The organism is Streptococcus infantis SPAR10 (assembly GCF_000279535.1).
Classification (GTDB): domain Bacteria; phylum Bacillota; class Bacilli; order Lactobacillales; family Streptococcaceae; genus Streptococcus; species Streptococcus infantis_I.
Genome location: NZ_ALCH01000003.1, coordinates 26,680 through 44,965 on the forward strand (window position 1 = coordinate 26,680; position 18,286 = coordinate 44,965).

The 18,286-nt window shown below is 42.5% G+C and carries 17 protein-coding genes; 7 read left to right on the forward strand and 10 right to left on the reverse strand.

Annotated features, from left to right (window positions below; translation table 11 throughout):
* The first annotated feature begins 81 nt into the window (after positions 1–81).
* Positions 82–1,158 (forward strand): DUF2974 domain-containing protein, encoded by a 1,077-nt coding sequence (locus tag SPAR10_RS04555; protein ID WP_004251238.1) that lies wholly within the window; start codon positions 82–84, stop codon positions 1,156–1,158.
* A gap of 104 nt (positions 1,159–1,262) precedes the next feature.
* Positions 1,263–1,892 carry an MBL fold metallo-hydrolase gene (locus SPAR10_RS04560; protein WP_004251239.1) on the forward strand — a complete coding sequence of 210 codons (630 nt, stop codon included), beginning with the start codon at positions 1,263–1,265 and terminating at the stop codon, positions 1,890–1,892.
* 37 nt (positions 1,893–1,929) lie between these two features.
* Here SPAR10_RS04560 and SPAR10_RS04565 read toward each other — a convergent pair whose 3' ends face one another.
* Positions 1,930–3,822: a M13 family metallopeptidase gene (locus SPAR10_RS04565; protein WP_004251240.1), complete on the reverse strand. Its 1,893-nt coding sequence runs from the start codon at positions 3,820–3,822 to the stop codon at positions 1,930–1,932.
* A 180-nt stretch (positions 3,823–4,002) separates the two neighbouring features.
* Here SPAR10_RS04565 and SPAR10_RS04570 point away from each other — a divergent pair, with 180 nt between their 5' ends.
* The 5 genes from SPAR10_RS04570 (at position 4,003) to SPAR10_RS04590 (ending at position 7,876) form a co-directional block, all read left to right on the forward strand.
* Complete coding sequence (locus SPAR10_RS04570; RefSeq protein WP_004251241.1) at positions 4,003–4,725, forward strand: metal ABC transporter ATP-binding protein; 723 nt, start codon at positions 4,003–4,005, stop codon at positions 4,723–4,725.
* A complete protein-coding gene (locus tag SPAR10_RS04575; RefSeq protein WP_004251242.1) occupies positions 4,722–5,570 on the forward strand; it encodes a metal ABC transporter permease in 849 nt (282 codons plus the stop codon). The genes SPAR10_RS04570 and SPAR10_RS04575 overlap by 4 nt, the downstream gene beginning before the upstream one ends.
* Before the next feature lie 26 nt (positions 5,571–5,596).
* The gene (locus SPAR10_RS04580) at positions 5,597–6,529 is read left to right on the forward strand and encodes a metal ABC transporter substrate-binding protein (protein WP_004251243.1); all 933 of its coding nucleotides are present in this window, start codon (positions 5,597–5,599) and stop codon (positions 6,527–6,529) included.
* Between the two features lie 120 nt (positions 6,530–6,649).
* Positions 6,650–7,144 carry a thiol peroxidase gene (tpx, locus tag SPAR10_RS04585; RefSeq protein ID WP_004251246.1) on the forward strand — a complete coding sequence of 165 codons (495 nt, stop codon included), beginning with the start codon at positions 6,650–6,652 and terminating at the stop codon, positions 7,142–7,144.
* Between the two features lie 81 nt (positions 7,145–7,225).
* Complete coding sequence (locus tag SPAR10_RS04590) at positions 7,226–7,876, forward strand: metal-dependent transcriptional regulator (protein ID WP_004251248.1); 651 nt, start codon at positions 7,226–7,228, stop codon at positions 7,874–7,876.
* A 39-nt stretch (positions 7,877–7,915) separates the two neighbouring features.
* Here the strand turns inward: SPAR10_RS04590 and dtd are convergent, their stop codons facing one another.
* The 9 genes from dtd to pnp all read right to left on the reverse strand — a co-directional run bounded on the left by dtd (position 7,916) and on the right by pnp (position 18,282).
* Entirely contained in the window at positions 7,916–8,359 is a 444-nt protein-coding gene (gene dtd / locus SPAR10_RS04595) for a D-aminoacyl-tRNA deacylase (RefSeq protein WP_004251250.1), read from the reverse strand.
* Between the two features lie 30 nt (positions 8,360–8,389).
* On the reverse strand, positions 8,390–10,606 hold the full coding sequence (locus tag SPAR10_RS04600) for a RelA/SpoT family protein (protein WP_004251252.1): 2,217 nt from the start codon (positions 10,604–10,606) through the stop codon (positions 8,390–8,392).
* Positions 10,607–10,750: 144 nt separating this feature from the next.
* Positions 10,751–11,881 (reverse strand): ABC transporter ATP-binding protein, encoded by a 1,131-nt coding sequence (locus tag SPAR10_RS04605; RefSeq protein ID WP_004251267.1) that lies wholly within the window; start codon positions 11,879–11,881, stop codon positions 10,751–10,753.
* Between the two features lie 112 nt (positions 11,882–11,993).
* Complete coding sequence (locus SPAR10_RS04610; protein WP_004251270.1) at positions 11,994–12,863, reverse strand: helix-turn-helix domain-containing protein; 870 nt, start codon at positions 12,861–12,863, stop codon at positions 11,994–11,996.
* Between the two features lie 2 nt (positions 12,864–12,865).
* Positions 12,866–13,252 (reverse strand): Mini-ribonuclease 3, encoded by a 387-nt coding sequence (locus SPAR10_RS04615; RefSeq protein ID WP_004251273.1) that lies wholly within the window; start codon positions 13,250–13,252, stop codon positions 12,866–12,868.
* Entirely contained in the window at positions 13,245–14,588 is a 1,344-nt protein-coding gene (gene cysS / locus SPAR10_RS04620; protein WP_004251275.1) for a cysteine--tRNA ligase, read from the reverse strand. The genes SPAR10_RS04615 and cysS overlap by 8 nt, the downstream gene beginning before the upstream one ends.
* 43 nt (positions 14,589–14,631) lie before the next feature.
* The gene (locus SPAR10_RS04625) at positions 14,632–15,393 is read right to left on the reverse strand and encodes a nucleoside phosphorylase (RefSeq protein WP_004251278.1); all 762 of its coding nucleotides are present in this window, start codon (positions 15,391–15,393) and stop codon (positions 14,632–14,634) included.
* Positions 15,394–15,427: 34 nt separating this feature from the next.
* A complete protein-coding gene (gene cysE, locus SPAR10_RS04630; protein WP_004251281.1) occupies positions 15,428–16,045 on the reverse strand; it encodes a serine O-acetyltransferase in 618 nt (205 codons plus the stop codon).
* A gap of 14 nt (positions 16,046–16,059) precedes the next feature.
* Complete coding sequence (gene pnp / locus SPAR10_RS04635) at positions 16,060–18,282, reverse strand: polyribonucleotide nucleotidyltransferase (protein ID WP_004251283.1); 2,223 nt, start codon at positions 18,280–18,282, stop codon at positions 16,060–16,062.
* Between the last annotated feature and the right edge of the window lie 4 nt (positions 18,283–18,286).

Genomic DNA, 18,286 nt, shown 5'->3' on the forward strand with positions numbered 1-18,286 from the left:
TCTATATTATAGCAAAATTCTTCTCACTACTAGCGAAATTGATGTAAATCTGATATGATAAAAGTTAAGAAAGGAATTCTCATGGCCAATATTTTTGACTACCTAACTGACGTTCAATACGATTCTTTTTATGATATTCCCTTAAATGAACTAGATATACTTGCCTTGACAGAGCTGACCTATCTTTCTTTTGATAATCTATTGGACCAGCCTGTCAATCGTTTAAGCGATGTTGCAACACGTGTCCCTCGAGAAAGTACCATGTTGACCAATAAAGAACGACTTCAGCTCCTCGATCAGTTATCCCAACACAAACGTTTTAAAAATAGCAAACTTTCTAATTTTGTCAACGAGGTCGACACAGAACTTCAAAAGCAGTTCGCTGCTATGACCTATCGTCTGAACCTAGATACTTATCTCATTGTCTTTCGTGGCACAGACGACAGTATTATTGGCTGGAAGGAAGATTTCCATATGACTTACATGAAGGAAATCCCTGCCCAAAGGCACGCTCTTGAATACCTAGAGGATTTCTTTACCCAACATCCAAAACAAAAAGTCATGCTTGCTGGACATTCTAAAGGTGGGAATCTAGCCATCTATGCTGCTAGTCAAATCCAACCTGAATTGCAGGAAAAGATATCAGCAGTTTATACCTACGATGCTCCTGGTTTGCAGGCTCATCTGACAGAAACGACTGGTTATCAAGATGTTATCCCTAAATTTCACCGTTATGTCCCACAAGGTTCTGTCATCGGCATGATGCTAGAAGTTCCTGATACTCCTATTGTCGTCAAATCTACGGCTCTCGGTGGAATCGCTCAACACAATACTTTCAGCTGGCTAACTGAGGGACAGCACTTTGTCCAACTAGAGGAAATTAGTAGCGAAAGTCTCCAAATCAAAGACGCTCTTAAAGAATGGGTGGACAGTGTTCCCGATGAAGAACTCGAACTCTATTTTGATCTCTTCTTTGGAACCATCCTAGAATCTGGAATCACTTCCATCAATGATTTATCTTCTAGAAATGCTATTGAACATGTTCGACAACTTGTTTCTCAAGCCCAGACACTGGAGCCCGAGCAAGTCGAAATCTTAAAAAACCTGACACAACTCCTACTGGATGCACGCTTCCAAGCCTGGAAAAATCATTTTTAAAAAGTTAAAAGTCCCTTCTTTTATGGAGGGACTTTCTTGTTGATTCCTTATTTTGTGCTTCTGTGTTATACTAGAAACTGTAAATCTTTGAAAGAGGAAATCCTATGAAAATCCATAAAACTGTGAATCCTGTCGCCTATGAAAATACTTATTATCTTGAAGGGGAGCAACACCTGATTGTGGTTGACCCTGGTAGCAACTGGGAGGCCATTCGCAAGACTATCGAAACCATCAACAAACCGGTCTGTGCCATTCTTCTGACCCACACTCACTACGACCATATTATGAGTCTTGACTTGGTCAGAGATACTTATGGAAATCCTCCAGTCTATGTGGCAGAAAGTGAAGCTTCTTGGCTTTATACCCCTGTTGACAACCTTTCAGGTCTCCCTCGACATGACGATTTGGCAGATGTCGTCTGCAAACCAGCTGAACACACATTTGTCTTTCATGAAGAATACCAGATTGAAGAATTCCGCTTCACAGCCTTACCAACTCCAGGTCACTCTATTGGTGGAGTATCCTTTGTCTTTCCGGATGGGCGCTTAGTCTTAACAGGTGACGCTCTCTTCCGAGAAACCATTGGTCGAACAGACTTGCCAACTGGTAGTATGGAACAACTCCTCCATAGTATCCAAACCCAGCTCTTCACCCTTCCTAACTACGATGTCTATCCTGGACATGGTCCTGCTACGACCATCGCTCACGAAAAAACCTTTAATCCATTTTTCTAAAACATAAAAACCAAGGATTCCATCCTTGGTTTTTTGATTACCAAATAATCACACGGTCTTCTGGTGAACGCCACATACCGTCGCCTTCTTTGACATCATAGGTTGTAAAGAAGTCATCAAAGTTTGGCACTTGGACATTGACACGAAGTTTAGCTGGGGCGTGCACATCAACGCTAGCCATGAGTTTCATCAACTCTGGGCGGCCTTTCATACGCCAGATACGAGCAAAGTTGTTGAAGAATTCTTCAGCTGAAAAGTCTGGTTCTCTCTTAGCTGCTTCAAGGGCAGCAGCAATTCCTCCAAGGTCCGCAACGTTTTCGGATACAGTTAATTTCCCATTGATTTTTGCACCGTAAGATTCTTGGCCATCAAACTGGTCGATAACCTTCTGTGTTTTTTCTTTAAAGGCTGCATAATCGCTCTCTGTCCACCAGTCCTTGAGGCTACCATTTTCATCAAAGGAAGCTCCATTAGTATCAAAGGCGTGAGAAATTTCATGGGCGATAACCGCACCAATACCACCATAGTTGGCAGAAGATGACTGATGCAAGTCATAGAATGGTGCCTGCAAGATAGCAGCTGGGAAGACAATCAAGTTCTTTTGTGGATTGTAGTAGGCATTGACCATATGAGCAGGCATTCCCCACTCCTTGTAGTCAACCGGCTGATTCCACTTGCTCCAACTGTGCTTAATTTCCACACGCGCAAAGGCTAGGGCATTCTCAAAGAGGCTAGCAGATTCATCTACAACCTTGTCCTTATAGCGAGCTGGCAGTTCTTCTGGATAACCGATATAAGGCTTGATGACATTGAGTTTGACGATGGCTTTTTCTCGAGTTTCAGGAGTCAGCCAGTCGTTTTTAGCCAAACGTTCCTTATAAACGTCAATCATGGTTGCTACTTTTTTCTCTACATCTGCCTTGGCTTCTGGAGAGAATTTTTCGTGGGCATACCAAAGGCCGAGGGCTTGTTTGAATGGTCCTTGAGCTAAATGGTAAGCTGCCTTGCGCTTGTCTTGAGCCTCAGGAACTCCTGAAAGAGCTCGTCCGTAGGCACCTGACAAGATACGAATCTCATCTGTCAGATAGCTTGTTGAAAGATTAACTACACCTAAGATCAAGCTTGCCTTGAGTAAAGGCCAAGCTTCTTCACTATAGAATTGCTCTGCTGCTTGCCAGAAACGTTCTTCATCTACAATGACCTTATCTGGAGTTTGCCCAATCACTGCTTGGAAAAAGTCATCCAATGGAAGGGCAGGCGCAAACTTTTTGAAATCTTCATAAGAATACGGATGGTAAAGTTTGGCATATTCTGAACTCTCTTCGTTTGAAAGTACGACAGCTGCAATACGGCGGTCCAATTCCAATCGTTTCTCTAATAAATCTTCGATTTCTTCATCTGAGAAGTTATAGGCTTTGAGGAGATTAGAAGTACTTTCTTTCCAAAGGTTCAATAATTCCTCACGCTGAGGATGGTCTTCCGCATAGTAGGTTGTATCAGGCAAGATAGTTCCTGGTGCACTAGCCCAGAGAACATTGGTTCTAGCATCCATAAAGTCTGGTGAAACACCAAATGGAAGGAAGTTTGGTTTACCAGCCAATTCAAACTCTGCTAGTTTACCTGCGAAATCCGCAAAACTCTCTAAATTCTGGTATTCCTTCAATAAAGGAAGGACTGGCTCAATTCCATCTGCTTCTCGCTTATCAAAATCTCTCACCATGCTGTGGTACTTGACAAAGTTTGCTAAGATGGCATCTTCTGGCACATCTTCTCCTGCCAACCATTTGTCGGTTGTCGTTAGCATCAACTCTTCAATTTCTTCGTCAAGGTCGATAAAACCACCTGTTCTCGATTTATCTGCTGGAATAACAGCAGTCTTTTCCCACTCACCATTTATGGCATCATAAAAATCATCTTGATAACGTGTCATCTTGTTCTCGCTTTCCTAATTTCACTTATTCTTAGCTTAGCAAAAATCCCTGGGGAATGCAATTAAAAATGCCGTCTCCTCCTATTTGATTTCAACATTAATATTTTAAATTTTTATCAAAATTAACTTGACTTAAAAATAAAATTAAGGTATATTAAAACCCAGGAGGAATACAACTGTATGATACGTATCGAAAACCTCAGTGTCTCCTACAAAGAAACGTTGGCACTAAAGGATATTTCACTAGTGCTCCAAGGACCAACGATTACCGGGATTATTGGTCCAAATGGCGCTGGAAAATCAACCTTATTGAAAAGTATGTTGGGCATTATCCCGCATGAAGGACATGCTTTTATCGATGATAAAGAAATGAAAAAATCTCTTAAGAAAGTTGCCTATGTCGAACAAAAAATTCATATCGACTACAACTTCCCTATCAAGGTAAAAGAATGTGTCTCTCTGGGACTCTATCCATCCATTCCACTCTTTCACACTTTAAAAGCAAACCACTGGCAAAAGGTAGCTGAGGCACTTGAAATTGTCGGACTTTCCGACTATGCAGAACGTCAGATTAGTCAACTCTCTGGTGGTCAATTCCAGCGTGTCTTGATTGCGCGCTGTTTGGTTCAAGAGGCTGATTATATTCTCTTAGACGAGCCTTTTGTGGGGATTGACTCGGTCAGTGAAGAGATTATCATGAACACTCTGAGAGATCTTAAAAAAGCTGGCAAGACGGTCCTTATCGTCCACCATGACCTGGGCAAGGTTGCCCATTATTTTGACCAGGTACTCCTTCTCAATAAGGAGCTAATAGCCTTTGGTCCAACAAAGGAGACCTTCACCCAAGCCAATCTCAAACAAGCTTATGGTGACCGACTCTTTTTCAATGGAGGTGACCTATGATTGCAGAATTTATAGATGGATTGCAGAACTTCCACTTTCTCCAAAATGCCTTGATTACAGCTGTTGTGATTGGTATTGTTGCTGGAGCGGTCGGATGCTTTATCATTCTCCGTGGGATGTCCCTTATGGGAGATGCTATCTCGCACGCTGTCTTACCTGGTGTAGCTCTTTCTTTTATTTTAGGAATTGACTTCTTTATTGGTGCTATCATCTTTGGACTGCTTGCCTCTGTCATCATCACCTACATCAAGGGGAACTCTATTATCAAGAGTGACACTGCCATTGGGATTACCTTTTCATCTTTATTGGCTCTGGGCATTATCTTGATTAGTGTGGCTAAAAGCTCGACTGACCTCTTCCATATTCTCTTTGGGAATATCTTAGCTGTGCAAGACATAGACATGTATATTACCATCGGTATGGGAGCTCTCATTCTATTGATTATCGGGATTTTCTTCAAGCAACTCTTGATTACATCCTTTGATGAACTCCTAGCCAAAGCTATGGGCATGCCAGTTAATTTCTACCACTATCTACTCATGATACTCTTGACTTTGGTGTCAGTGACTGCTATGCAAAGTGTCGGAACCATCCTTATCGTAGCCATGCTGATTACTCCAGCCGCGACAGCTTATCTTTACGCCAATAGTCTAAAGACCATGATTTTTCTTTCATCAGGCTTGGGAGCTCTAGCTTCTGTCTTGGGACTTTTTATCGGTTATAGCTTTAACCTGGCTGCAGGTTCAAGTATCGTGCTGACATCTGCAAGTTTCTTTCTCATCAGTTTCTTTATCGCACCAAAACAACGTTATCTGAAGCTGAAAAATAAAAAAATCAAACAATAATGAGGGAGCCCCTCTGGAGGAATATAATGAAAAAATTAGGTACATTGCTTGTTCTTTTTCTTGCTATCATTGGATTAGCTGCCTGTGCTAGCGGAAAAAAAGACACAGCATCTACAAACCAAAAACTAAAGGTTGTAGCAACTAACTCTATCATCGCTGATATTACTAAAAATATCGCAGGAGACAAGATTGATCTTCATAGTATCGTGCCTGTAGGACAAGATCCACACGAGTACGAGCCTCTTCCTGAAGACGTCAAAAAAACGTCGCAGGCCGACTTAATCTTTTACAACGGCATCAACCTTGAAACAGGTGGAAATGCCTGGTTTACAAAATTAGTTGAGAATGCCAAGAAAACTGAAAACAAAGACTACTTTGCAGTTAGTGAAGGCGTTGATGTCATCTACCTAGAAGGGGAAAATGAAAAAGGGAAAGAAGACCCACACGCTTGGCTCAATCTTGAAAATGGGATCATCTATGCTCAAAATATTGCTAAGCAACTCATCGCCAAAGACCCTAGCAACAAGGAATTCTACGAAAAGAATCTCAAAGAATACACTGAAAAACTAGACAAGCTTGACAAGGAAGCCAAAGAGAAATTTAACGCTATTGATGCGGACAAGAAACTCATCGTAACCAGCGAGGGATGCTTCAAATACTTCTCTAAAGCTTACGGTGTCCCAAGTGCTTACATCTGGGAAATCAATACTGAAGAAGAAGGAACACCTGACCAAATCAAGACTTTGGTTGAAAAACTTCGCCAAATGAAAGTTCCATCACTCTTTGTTGAATCCAGTGTCGATGATCGTCCAATGAAGACTGTTTCTAAAGACACAAACATCCCAATCTATGCTCAAATCTTTACGGACTCAATCGCTGAAGAAGGTAAAGAAGGCGACAGCTACTACAACATGATGAAATACAACCTTGATAAAATTTCTGAAGGTTTAGCTAAATAATCATTTTAAAAACGTCAGTCACCATGAATTGGCGTTTTTTGTCTAATCAATTTTCGGTCAAACTATTGGAAAAGTCTGAACGTTTAATGTAAAATGAAAGAAAAAAGATTGGAGTAGCTTATGACTACATTCCTCGGAAACCCTGTTACGTTTACAGGAAAACAACTACAAGTAGGAGACAAAGCACTTGATTTCTCTCTCACAACGACTGACCTCTCTAAAAAAACACTGGCTGACTTTGAAGGCAAGAAAAAGATTTTGAGTGTCATCCCTTCTATCGATACAGGCATCTGCTCGCTTCAGACTCGTCGCTTTAACCAAGAATTAGCTAGCTTAGACAACACTGTTGTCCTAACGGTATCTATGGACCTTCCATTTGCACAAAAACGCTGGTGTGGTGCTGAGAGAATTGAGAATGCCATCATGCTTTCAGACTACTTCGACCACTCCTTTGGACGCGATTATGCCCTCTTAATCAATGAATGGCATCTGCTTGCACGCGCAGTTTTTGTTCTCGATACCGATAATACCATCCGCTACGTCGAATACGTGGATAATATCAACAGCGAGCCAGACTTTGAAGCCGCTATTGCAGCTGCAAAAAAACTCAACTAAGTCAAGCTCTTGTAGCAAGAAGCTAGAGAAATCTAGCTTTTTTTGGTATACTAGATGGAGATAATAAACAAGGAAATGCGAATGACACCAAATAAAGAAGACTACTTAAAATGTATTTATGAGATTGGCATGGATGTTCCTAAGATTACCAATAAGGAAATTGCTGCTCGAATGCAGGTATCTCCTCCCGCTGTAACTGAAATGATTAAGCGCATGCAGTCTGAAAATCTCATCTTAAAAGATAAGAAAAAAGGGTACTTGCTAACCGATATTGGGCTAACACTTGTATCAGAACTTTATCGTAAACATCGTTTGATTGAGGTTTTTCTGGTCCACCATCTAGACTATAGCAGTGACCAAATTCATGAGGAAGCTGAAGTATTAGAACATACCGTTTCAGACTTTTTTGTAGAGAGATTAGAAAGTATGCTAGGTTTCCCAAAAACTTGCCCTCACGGTGGTACCATTCCTGCTAAAGGAGAGCTGTTGGTTGAAATCAACAACCTACCACTATCAGAAACCAAAGAAGCTGGAACCTATCTCCTGACTCGGGTTCACGACAGTTTTGAACTCCTAAAATATCTGGAAAAACATGGCATCAATATCGGAGACAAACTCCAAGTTCAACAGTTTGATGATTTCTCTAATACCTTTACTTTAATTCACAACAATGAAGAACTCTTGGTAAGTCTAGAAATCGCCAAACAGCTCTATGTTGAAAAGATGAACTAAATCCGTCACAAAAAACCAAGCTAACAAGCTTGGTTTTTCTTATCTATTTTTTGTATCAAGGATGATGGTTACCGGCCCATCATTGACCAGTTCTACCTGCATATCTGCTCCGAAGACACCTGTTTCAACAGGAACCTCTTTAGCTAGTTCCTTGTTAAAATCTTGATAGAAGGCCTCAGCAATATCAGGTTTGGCAGCACCTGTAAATGCTGGTCGATTGCCTTTTTTGGTATCGGCAAACAGAGTAAATTGAGAGATGGAGAGAATTTCTCCTTGGATATCCTTGACAGATAGGTTCATCTTGCCTTCGTCATCCGAAAAGATCCGCATATTGACCAGTTTTCTGACTGCATACTCCAAATCCTCTTGCTGATCCTCAGGTCCAACACCCACTAAGAGCAAGAGTCCTTGTTTGATTTGACCATGAATCTGCCCCTCAATAGAAACCTGAGCTTGCTTGACTCGCTGAACGATGATTTTCATAGAAATCCTTTCTGACTGTATCGATCATACCTAACCATTGGTCCGTTTGACTGAGTAGACTTCTGGTACACTCTTAATCTTATCAACTACCGTTGTCAACATTGAAAGGTTAGAAATTCCAAAGGATACATGGATATTGGCAAATTTCATGTCCTTGGTTGGTTGAGCATTAACCGACGAGATATTCTTAGTTGTGTTTGATAGGACCTGCAAGATATCATTCAAAAGACCAGAACGGTTGAGTCCATAGATATCGATATGAGCCATATATTCCTTGGTTGAAAATTGGTCTTCCCATTCAACATCTAGCAGACGTTGCTCATAGTTTTCCTGTGAACGAAGGTTCATACAGTCCACACGGTGGATGGCAACTCCACGACCCTTGGTAATATAACCGACGATATCATCACCAGGAACAGGGTTACAACATTTGGCAATCCGGACCAAGAGCCCAGAAGCACCTTGGATGACAACTCCACCCTCATGCTTCACCTTAAGCGTGTCCTTGTTTTCTACTTTGACTTCGCCACCCTTGACCAGTTCTTCTGCTTCTGCCTTAGCCTTAGCACGCTCTTCTTCACGACGTTCTTTTTCCGTCAAACGGTTGAAGACGGTAATGGCTCCGATTTCTCCAAAACCAATGGCTGCAAAAAGGGCTTCTTCTGTCTTGTAGCTGGTTTTTTGAAGGACTTCATCCATGTGGCGCTTGTCCATAAATTTATTGGCCACATAGCCGTTTTCTTGGAGCTGACTAATCAGCATTTCACGGCCTTTATTGATGGACAATTCTTTATCTTGGTTTTTAAAGAACTGACGAATCTTGTTGCGGGCCTTGCTGGTCTTAACCATATTGAGCCAGTCGCGGCTTGGTCCAAATGAATTTGGATTGGTGATGATTTCAACCTGGTCACCCGTTTTCAGCTTGGTAGTCAAGGGTACCATACGGCCATTGACTTTGGCACCAGTCGCTTTTTCCCCGATCTTGGTATGAATCTCATAGGCAAAGTCAATCGGTCCAGAATCCTTTGGAAGAGAACGAACCGCCCCATCTGGAGTAAAGACATAAATCTCTTCAGCCAGATAGTTTTCTTTGACAGTATCTACAAATTCCTTGGCATCATCCGCCTGGTCTTGGAGCTCCATCATCTCCTTGATCCAGTTCATCCCAATCGCAGATTCCTTGCTATTAACTTGGCCTTTCATTCCTTTTTTGTAGGCCCAGTGAGCCGCAACCCCGTACTCAGCAACCTCGTGCATTTCCTTGGTACGAATCTGGAATTCGATTGGTCCTTTTGGTCCATAAACAGTCGTATGGATAGACTGGTACCCATTGGCCTTACGATTGGCAATATAATCCTTGAAACGGCCTGGCATTGGTTTCCATAGCTCATGAACGTAACCCAACATGGCATAGACATCACTCTGAGTATCTAGGATACAGCGAATGGCAATCAGGTCATAGATTTCCTCAAATCGTTTTTTCTTGTCCTGCATTTTACGGTAAATAGAGTAGATATGCTTAGGACGGCCATAGATTTTTCCTGTAAGATTGCGCTCAGATGAATACTCCTCAAGTTTTGTCACAACTTCATCGACCAAGGCTTCACGTTCTTGACGTTTCTCCTTCATCATGTGAGTTATCTTGTAAAACTCTGTCGGATTGAGGTAACGGAAGGAAAGATCCTCTAGTTCCCACTTAACACTTGAAATCCCCAGACGGTGAGCAAGTGGTGCGTATATTTCCATGGTTTCTCGGGAAATACGCTCTTGCTTGTCCTTACGAAGATGCGTGAGGGTACGCATATTGTGCAGGCGGTCAGAGAGTTTTACCAAGATAACGCGGATATCCTCTGACATGGCCATAAGCATCTTGCGGTGATTCTCAGCCAACTGCTCTTCTATAGACTTGTATTCGACCTTACCAAGCTTGGTAACACCGTCTACAATCACTCGAACATCATGGCCAAACTCGCGCTCTAAATCATCCAAAGTAGCATCTGTGTCTTCTACCACGTCATGCAAAAAACCACAGGCAACAGTGACAGCGTCCAACTTGAGCTTAGCCAAGATACCTGCTACCTGGATAGGGTGGATAATGTAAGGCTCGCCTGATTTACGATATTGGCCACTGTGGCACTCTACAGCATAAACCAAGGCCTTATGGACAAAAGCCACATCCTCTTTCGATAAATATTTTTGCGTTAAAGCGACGACTTCATCGCCAGAATAAATTACTTCTTTTGGCATGCATACTCTCCAGTTCTTCCTACCATTTTAACACTTTTTAGTCAATAAGAAAACTAGTAAAGTATCCTTCTATCCGAGTTTCTAAACTTTATAAAAAAACACTACTAGAAAAACTCTAGTAGTGTTGATTGATTCAAATCTATCTTAGTAAACTGTCTTTTCAGTTTCTACATCGAAGAAGTGAGCTTTGTTCAAGTCAAATCCAAGTTCCACAGTTGCACCAGCTTGCAAGTAGTCACGTGCGTCAACCTTAGCAACGAATTCATCTTTACCAACTTGGCAGTATAGGTGAGATTCTGAACCAAGCAATTCTGATACAGAGATAGTTGCTTTCACAACTGATTCTGGGAATGTTTCGAGGAAAGCAGGTTCTGCATTCACGTCTTCTGGACGGATACCGAAGATCAATTCTTTACCTTCGTAACCTTTATCGCGAAGAACTTTCAAAGCACCTTCTGGAACTTTCAAGTTAAAGGCGTCACCAACGATGTGGTCACCGATCAATTTTACGTTGATGAAGTTCATAGCTGGGCTTCCGATGAATCCTGCTACGAATTTGTTAACTGGGTTTTTGTAAACTTCTTGAGGAGTACCGATTTGTTCAACACGTCCGATAGTACCAGTACCAGCAGGGTTTTTAGTAGCTGACATGATAACGATACGGTCTGCAAGTGTCATCGCTTCTGTTTGGTCGTGAGTTACGTAGATAGTTGTAGCTCCGATACGACGGTGGATTTTAGCGATTTCAGCACGCATAGATACACGAAGTTTTGCATCCAAGTTTGACAAAGGTTCGTCCATCAAGAATACTTTTGCATCACGGACGATCGCACGACCCATGGCAACACGTTGACGTTGACCACCTGAAAGGTCAGCTGGTTTACGATCCAAGAATTCTTTCAATCCAAGAATTTCTGCTGCTTCTTGTACACGTTTGTCGATGTCTTCTTTGCTGTATTTACGCAATTTCAAACCGAAAGCCATGTTATCGTATACAGTCATGTGTGGGTAAAGAGCGTAGTTTTGGAATACCATGGCGATGTCACGGTCTTTTGGAGCTACGTCATTGACAACCACGCCGTCGATAGATGCAGTACCTTCTGTGATGTCTTCAAGACCTGCAATCATACGGAGAGTAGTTGATTTACCACATCCTGAAGGTCCTACGAAAACGATAAATTCTTTGTCTTTGATGTCCAAGTTGAAGTCTTCAACTGAGTAGTGTTCGCTGTTTGGATATTTTTTGTAAATGTTTTTAAGATTTAATTCTACCATTTCGGTGAACTCCTTTAATTTTTGATAGTTTTATTATAAATGAAAACGCTTTACATTTCTATGGCAAGGTGACCAAAAAAATAAAAAAGTTCTGTGCAACTTGCACAAAACTTTAAATAATATCTGGTAAAATCAATTGATAACACAAGGTCAAATCTGTCAATTCTTTCAACTGTAGTCCTGTCAACTCTTCCCATTTATCAATCTTGTATTGGAGAGAATTGCGGTGCAAATACAGTTGTTGTGCTGTTTTAGTTAGGACTGCACTATTTTCCCATAAGGAGAGAATGATTTCCTGAATTTGATCCTGATCCAAAATCATCTGGTGGAGATAATCTTTTATCAAATCAAGATCCACCATTTTTTCCCCCATACTCCAAAGGTAGAGCTGAGAAAACGTATGGAATCCTTGATGACCTTGACGCCACCAGTTTTTAAACAAGTCACGTTCTGCTTTGATGAGATCTGTCAAACTCTGATTTCCTGTTTGCGACCAGACCTGCCCCAGCATAATGGATAAGCGAACACCAAAATCGTATTCTACGGCTTCCAAGGTATCTGTTAAGATAGACCGAACAGAAGTGTATTTGTCCTGTTGAAGAACAAATAGGTAATCCTGAGCTCCCACCTGAAGCACTGTCTCGCAATTAGGAAAGAGGGTTCTCATCATATCCAACCAAGAAGTCAAGTTTTCCTGTTGGTAATAGGAAAGGTGACAATAGACAACTTGTAGCTTTTTAAAACTTTGCGGTGCTTGTCCCTTGCCCTCAATCAAATAACTATACCAAGGATTGAGCGAGATCGTTTGTTCCTGCTGGGTTAAGAGAGCTACCAACTGTTTCTCACGTTCACTTAGCCCAACTTCCTCCAGTAAAATCCACTGTTGCGAGGAAACTGGTAGCGTAAGAAAACCTTCCTTATCAATTGGCTGATCTACGATTTGAGCTTGTGGAAACCAATCTAGTAATTCTTTTGCAATCATTCCTAGCCCTCCACTTTTTGGATACACCAAGAAATCAAGGTTTCAAGGCGCTCCACATTTTCAGTCATATGAAGATAACCCATGACCGCTTCAAAACCTGTAGACATACGGTAGGTGACAACATCTGCGTTCTTTGCCTTGGTATGGCTATTGGTGTTACGGCCCCGTTTATAGATTTCTTCTTCCTTTTCCGTTAGGACTTCTTCTTCTAACATAAGGGAAATCAAGCGTGCCTGAGCCTTGGCCGACACATACTTGGTTGCCTCTTGGTGGAGTTTATTGGGCTTGGTCATGCCTTTAAGAATGAGATGGCGACGAATATACATTGAATACACCGCATCTCCTTCAAAGGCTAGAGCAATCCCGTTAATGAGATTGACATCAATCACGTGTCCACCTCACTCCATCCTTGGTATCCAGTAGCTTAATCCCTTGAGCAGCCAGTTGGTCACGGATTTGGTCAGCTGTCGCAAAATCACGATTGGCACGCGCTTCTTGACGTTTTTGAATCAAGGCTTCAATCTCTTCATCCAAAACTTCCTCGACAAAGACAATACCAAAGACCTCTAACATGGCTGCAAGAGCTTCCTTAACCGTTGCATCATAGTTGCCTGAGTTGATCCACTTGGCCATTTCAAAGACGACTGTGATTCCATTAGCCGTATTGAAATCCTCATCCATAGCAGCTACAAACTTATCTTTAAAAACTAGCAATTCCTCTGCATCTACAGTTGCAGTAAATGGTTGCTCGTAAGTGTTCTTGAGATACTTGAGATTGGTCTCGGCATCACGCACAGCCTTTTCCGTAAAGTTGATAGGTTTGCGGTAATGCTGAGTCGCAAAGAAGAAACGCAATACTTGACCGTCGATCGTTTCGAGGGCATCGTGTACCGTAATAAAGTTACCCAAAGACTTGGACATCTTGACATTGTCAATGTTGACAAAACCATTGTGCATCCAGTAGTTAGCAAAGGTCTTACCTGTCTTGGCTTCTGACTGGGCTATTTCGTTGGTGTGGTGTGGAAACTCAAGGTCAGCTCCACCACCGTGAATATCGATAGTGTCACCCAAAATCTCCGTTGACATAACCGAACATTCGATATGCCAGCCCGGACGACCAGGTCCCCAAGGACTGTCCCAAGAAATCTCACCTGGTTTGGCTGCTTTCCAGAGGGCAAAGTCCACAGGATTTTCCTTACGAGCCGTTTCTTCATCGGTGCGACCTGAAGCTCCTAGCTCCAAGTCTTCTAGGGTTTTATTGGCTAACTTAGCATAGTTGTGGGATTTTTCCACACGGAAATAGACATCCCCTTGACTTTCATAGGCATAGCCTTTTTCAATCAGGTCAGAGACAAAGCGGATGATATCAGCCATAAACTCCACTACACGCGGATTGCGAGTCGCAGGCTTAACACCAAGAGCCGTCACGTCTTCACGGAAGGCAGCGATGTACTTATCCGCTACTTCTTGAGGCGTGATGCCTTCTTCCTTGGCACGGTTGATAATCTTATCATCCACATCCGTAAAGTTAGAAATATAGGCAACCTCATAGCCACGATACTCAAAGTAGCGACGAATGGTATCGAAGGCTACTGTCGAACGGGCATTCCCCACGTGGATATAATTGTATACAGTTGGCCCACAGACATACATCTTAACCTTGCCGTCCTCGATTGGGACAAAATCTCGCAAATCACGAGACATGGTGTCATAGATTTTAATCACTCACTGACTCCTTTCTGTGTCTTGTTTATCGTAAAGAGTCGTTTCAATCCAACTCTCTAGCAATTACTAATGCTATCTCAAAGAAAGTCATAGCATCTGCTTTTCTTTCTTCGTATCTTGCATCCCACTCATGATTATGATGGTCAACATAATCAGCTGTATAAAAAAATTGATAAACTTTTGCTTGTCGAAATTGTGCCCAAGCCATGATTGCTGAGGCTTCCATATCTACAACAGTCGCACCTGCTGCAAGTCTACGTTTGACCTTATCAGCTGTTTCACGATAGAAAGCATCTGTGGTCCAAGCCTTTGTTCGAATGTGCTCAATATCAGATTTGTTTAAAGCTTCTTCTATGGTTAAGAGTAGAGTTTCATCATAAGCTATTTCATCACTTGCAGGAGCGTAATGGTAACTTGTACCTTCATCACGTAGAGCTGAACTTGGTAGGATAATCTTATCTGCCTGAATAGACTTATCTAGAACTCCGCAAGAACCCAAAACAATAAAGTTCTTAAATCCTCTTGCTTTGAGTTCTTCTAAGAGTCCAACAACCATCGGGGCTCCAATCGTAGCTATAGCAACTGCTACCTTACTCCCATCTTTTTCATAGATATACCATGGAAATCTACCATTTAGATTGGTTAGATAGCCACCTTCGTAAACATCTTCAAACTGCTTTACTCGTTCAACGATTTCTCCATTAAAAGATAAAATAATCGTATCACAGATTTCTCCACCACTAAGGAGGCTTCGATCAGTTGGCTCGATAACAGCAGGTACATTTTCAAATTCTTCTAATAGCATCGGCCTAACCTCCTAATTAAAGAGTCACTTCTCATTACAAACCAGACGACCTGTGACTGGCTTCTCTAGCATGCTCAAGTTTATTGACGTAGTATTCACGTTTTTCTTCGACTTCGTGAATGGTTGGTTCATCCTTTTGCCCGTGAACACGAACAATTTTAGCAGGAATACCGACAACCGTTACATCGCTAGGAACATCTGCCACAACGACCGCTGCAGCACCGACTTTGGCATTTTCACCGATTTCTACAGGTCCGATGACTTGGGCATGAGCAGAAATCAGAGCACCTTTGCGAACAGTCGGATGGCGTTTGCCACTATCCTTACCTGTCCCACCAAGAGTAACCCCATGGTAGAGAAGAACACCTTTTTCAACGATAGCTGTCTCCCCAATCACAAGTCCTGCCCCATGGTCAATAAAGACACCTGATTCGATCTGAGCACCAGGGTGAATCTCTATCTGCGTCCAAAAACGCCAAAACTGGCTGTGCATACGAGCTAAAAGCTTAAAGCCATGTTTCCAGAGAAAATGAGAGAGACGGTGAGCAGCCAAGGCTTTGACACCCGGATAGGTCAGCAAGACTTCCAAGGTAGTGCGAGCCGCTGGATCATTTTCTTTTACTATATCAATGGTTTCACGCCACCATCCCATACATTTCTCCTTTCTTATTCTGAGTCTTTTGGTGTTTCTGTAGTTTCTTTCTTAGGTTTGTGGTCCTTGTGGTGGTGACGAGGGCGATCGCCATGACGATGACCTTTATCCCCTTTTTCTTCTGAACGTTCAGGTTTTGGCGGACGTGGCAAGAGTGCCTTCATAGAAGCATCTACACGACCTTTTTCATCGATCTTAATAACCTTCACATCGACAAAATCACCAATTTGAACTAAATCTTCTACATTATTAGTACGAGTCCAAGCCATTTCAGAGATGTGAACGAGGGCGTCAGTCTTGTCAAAGAGATTGACAAAGGCTCCGAATTTCTCGATACGAACCACTTTAGCATGGTAGACTTCGTCCACTTTTGCTTCACGAACCAAACCAGCAATAATTTCTTTAGCGCGGTTAATGGCAGCTTGATCGCTAGAGTAGATAGACACGTTTCCTTCTTCGTCGATATCAATCTTAACGCCTGTTTCAGCGATGATTTTATCAATGGTTTCTCCACCTTTACCGATGACAATCTTAATCTTGTCCACATCAATCTTAATGGTATCAATTTTCGGAGCAGTTGGAGCCAATTCTGGACGAACTTCAGGAATCGTTGCTTCGATCACATCAAGGATTTCAAAACGAGCTTTCTTGGCTTGGGCAAGAGCTTCAGTCAAGATTTCTGCAGTAATCCCTTGGATCTTGATATCCATTTGAAGGGCTGTAATCCCGTCACGAGTACCTGCAACCTTAAAGTCCATGTCTCCAAAGTGGTCTTCCAAACCTTGGATATCTGTCAATACGGTATAGTTATTTCCATCAGAAATGAGACCCATAGCAATACCAGCTACTGGCGCCTTGATTGGCACACCACCAGCCATAAGGGCAAGCGTTCCCGCACAGATAGAGGCTTGAGAAGAAGAACCGTTTGATTCCAATACTTCTGCTACTAGACGGATAGCGTATGGGAATTCTTCCAAGCTTGGCAAGACTTGCTCAAGAGCACGCTCACCGAGAGCACCGTGACCAATTTCACGACGACCTGGTGCACCGTAGCGACCTGTTTCCCCTACAGAGTATTGAGGGAAGTTATAGTGGTGCATAAAGCGTTTCTTGTACTCTGGATCCAAACCATCGATGATTTGCGTTTCACCCATTGGCGCCAAAGTCAAGATAGAAAGGGCCTGAGTTTGTCCACGAGTAAAGAGACCTGAACCGTGCACGCGAGGTACGAAGTCAACAACCGCATCCAAAGGACGGATTTCATCGACCTTACGTCCATCAGGACGAACCTTGTCTTCTGTGATCAAACGACGCACTTCTGCGTGTTCCATTTGTTCCAAGATTTCAGCCACATCACGCATGATACGGTCAAATTCTTCGTGGTCTGCATATTTTTCTTCGTAAACTGCTGTGACTTGGTCTTTGACTGCTTGAGTTGCAGCCTCACGAGCCAATTTTTCTTCTACTTGGACCGCTTTTTGAAGGTCACTGTTGTAGGCTGCGATGATTTCAGCTTGCAAGTCAGCATCCACATGAAGCAATTCAACTTCTGCTTTTTCTTTACCAACTGCCGCAACGATTTCTTCTTGGAAGGCAATCAATTCTTTGACTGCTTCATGCCCTTTGAGAAGAGCTTCCAACATGATTTCTTCTGACAATTCTTTAGCACCAGACTCTACCATGTTGATAGCGTGCTTGGTACCAGCTACTGTCAATTCAAGAAGCGAGCGCTCTGCTTGTTCTTGAGTTGGGTTGATGATGATTTTCCCATCGACATAACCTACTTGTACCCCAGCGATTGGTCCGTCAAATGGAATATCTGAGATAGACAAGGCCAAGGATGAACCAAACATAGCTGCCATTGGTGCAGATGCATTTTCATCGTAAGAAAGGACCGTATTGATGACTTGCACTTCGTTACGGAAACCTTCCGCAAACATGGGACGGATTGGACGGTCAATCAAACGCGCTGTCAAAGTCGCGTCTGTTGAAGGACGTCCTTCCCGTTTCATAAAGCCACCAGGAAACTTACCAGCTGCATACATTTTTTCTTCGTAGTTGACTTGGAGTGGGAAGAAATCCCCAGTTGCCATTTTCTTAGACATAACGGCAGCAGTCAAGACAGTTGACTCACCGTAACGCACAACAACAGAGCCATTTGCTTGCTTAGCAACCTGACCAGTCTCTACGATCAACTCACGACCCGCAAAAGTCGTTTGAAACACATGTTTTGTCATTTTA

What these genes read in the sequence shown, in the direction of transcription:
- SPAR10_RS04610 (WP_004251270.1), bottom strand. Translation starts at nt 12,863, where the DNA reads ATGATTGCAAAAGAATTACTAGATTGGTTTCCACAAGCTCAAATCGTA.
- cysE (WP_004251281.1), bottom strand. Translation starts at nt 16,045, where the DNA reads ATGGGATGGTGGCGTGAAACCATTGATATAGTAAAAGAAAATGATCCA.
- SPAR10_RS04570 (WP_004251241.1), top strand. Translation starts at nt 4,003, where the DNA reads ATGATACGTATCGAAAACCTCAGTGTCTCCTACAAAGAAACGTTGGCA.
- dtd (WP_004251250.1), bottom strand. Translation starts at nt 8,359, where the DNA reads ATGAAAATCATCGTTCAGCGAGTCAAGCAAGCTCAGGTTTCTATTGAG.
- SPAR10_RS04605 (WP_004251267.1), bottom strand. Translation starts at nt 11,881, where the DNA reads ATGGTAGAATTAAATCTTAAAAACATTTACAAAAAATATCCAAACAGC.
- pnp (WP_004251283.1), bottom strand. Translation starts at nt 18,282, where the DNA reads ATGACAAAACATGTGTTTCAAACGACTTTTGCGGGTCGTGAGTTGATC.
- SPAR10_RS04560 (WP_004251239.1), top strand. Translation starts at nt 1,263, where the DNA reads ATGAAAATCCATAAAACTGTGAATCCTGTCGCCTATGAAAATACTTAT.
- SPAR10_RS04575 (WP_004251242.1), top strand. Translation starts at nt 4,722, where the DNA reads ATGATTGCAGAATTTATAGATGGATTGCAGAACTTCCACTTTCTCCAA.
- SPAR10_RS04555 (WP_004251238.1), top strand. Translation starts at nt 82, where the DNA reads ATGGCCAATATTTTTGACTACCTAACTGACGTTCAATACGATTCTTTT.
- SPAR10_RS04565 (WP_004251240.1), bottom strand. Translation starts at nt 3,822, where the DNA reads ATGACACGTTATCAAGATGATTTTTATGATGCCATAAATGGTGAGTGG.
- SPAR10_RS04625 (WP_004251278.1), bottom strand. Translation starts at nt 15,393, where the DNA reads ATGCTATTAGAAGAATTTGAAAATGTACCTGCTGTTATCGAGCCAACT.
- SPAR10_RS04600 (WP_004251252.1), bottom strand. Translation starts at nt 10,606, where the DNA reads ATGCCAAAAGAAGTAATTTATTCTGGCGATGAAGTCGTCGCTTTAACG.
- tpx (WP_004251246.1), top strand. Translation starts at nt 6,650, where the DNA reads ATGACTACATTCCTCGGAAACCCTGTTACGTTTACAGGAAAACAACTA.
- SPAR10_RS04590 (WP_004251248.1), top strand. Translation starts at nt 7,226, where the DNA reads ATGACACCAAATAAAGAAGACTACTTAAAATGTATTTATGAGATTGGC.
- SPAR10_RS04580 (WP_004251243.1), top strand. Translation starts at nt 5,597, where the DNA reads ATGAAAAAATTAGGTACATTGCTTGTTCTTTTTCTTGCTATCATTGGA.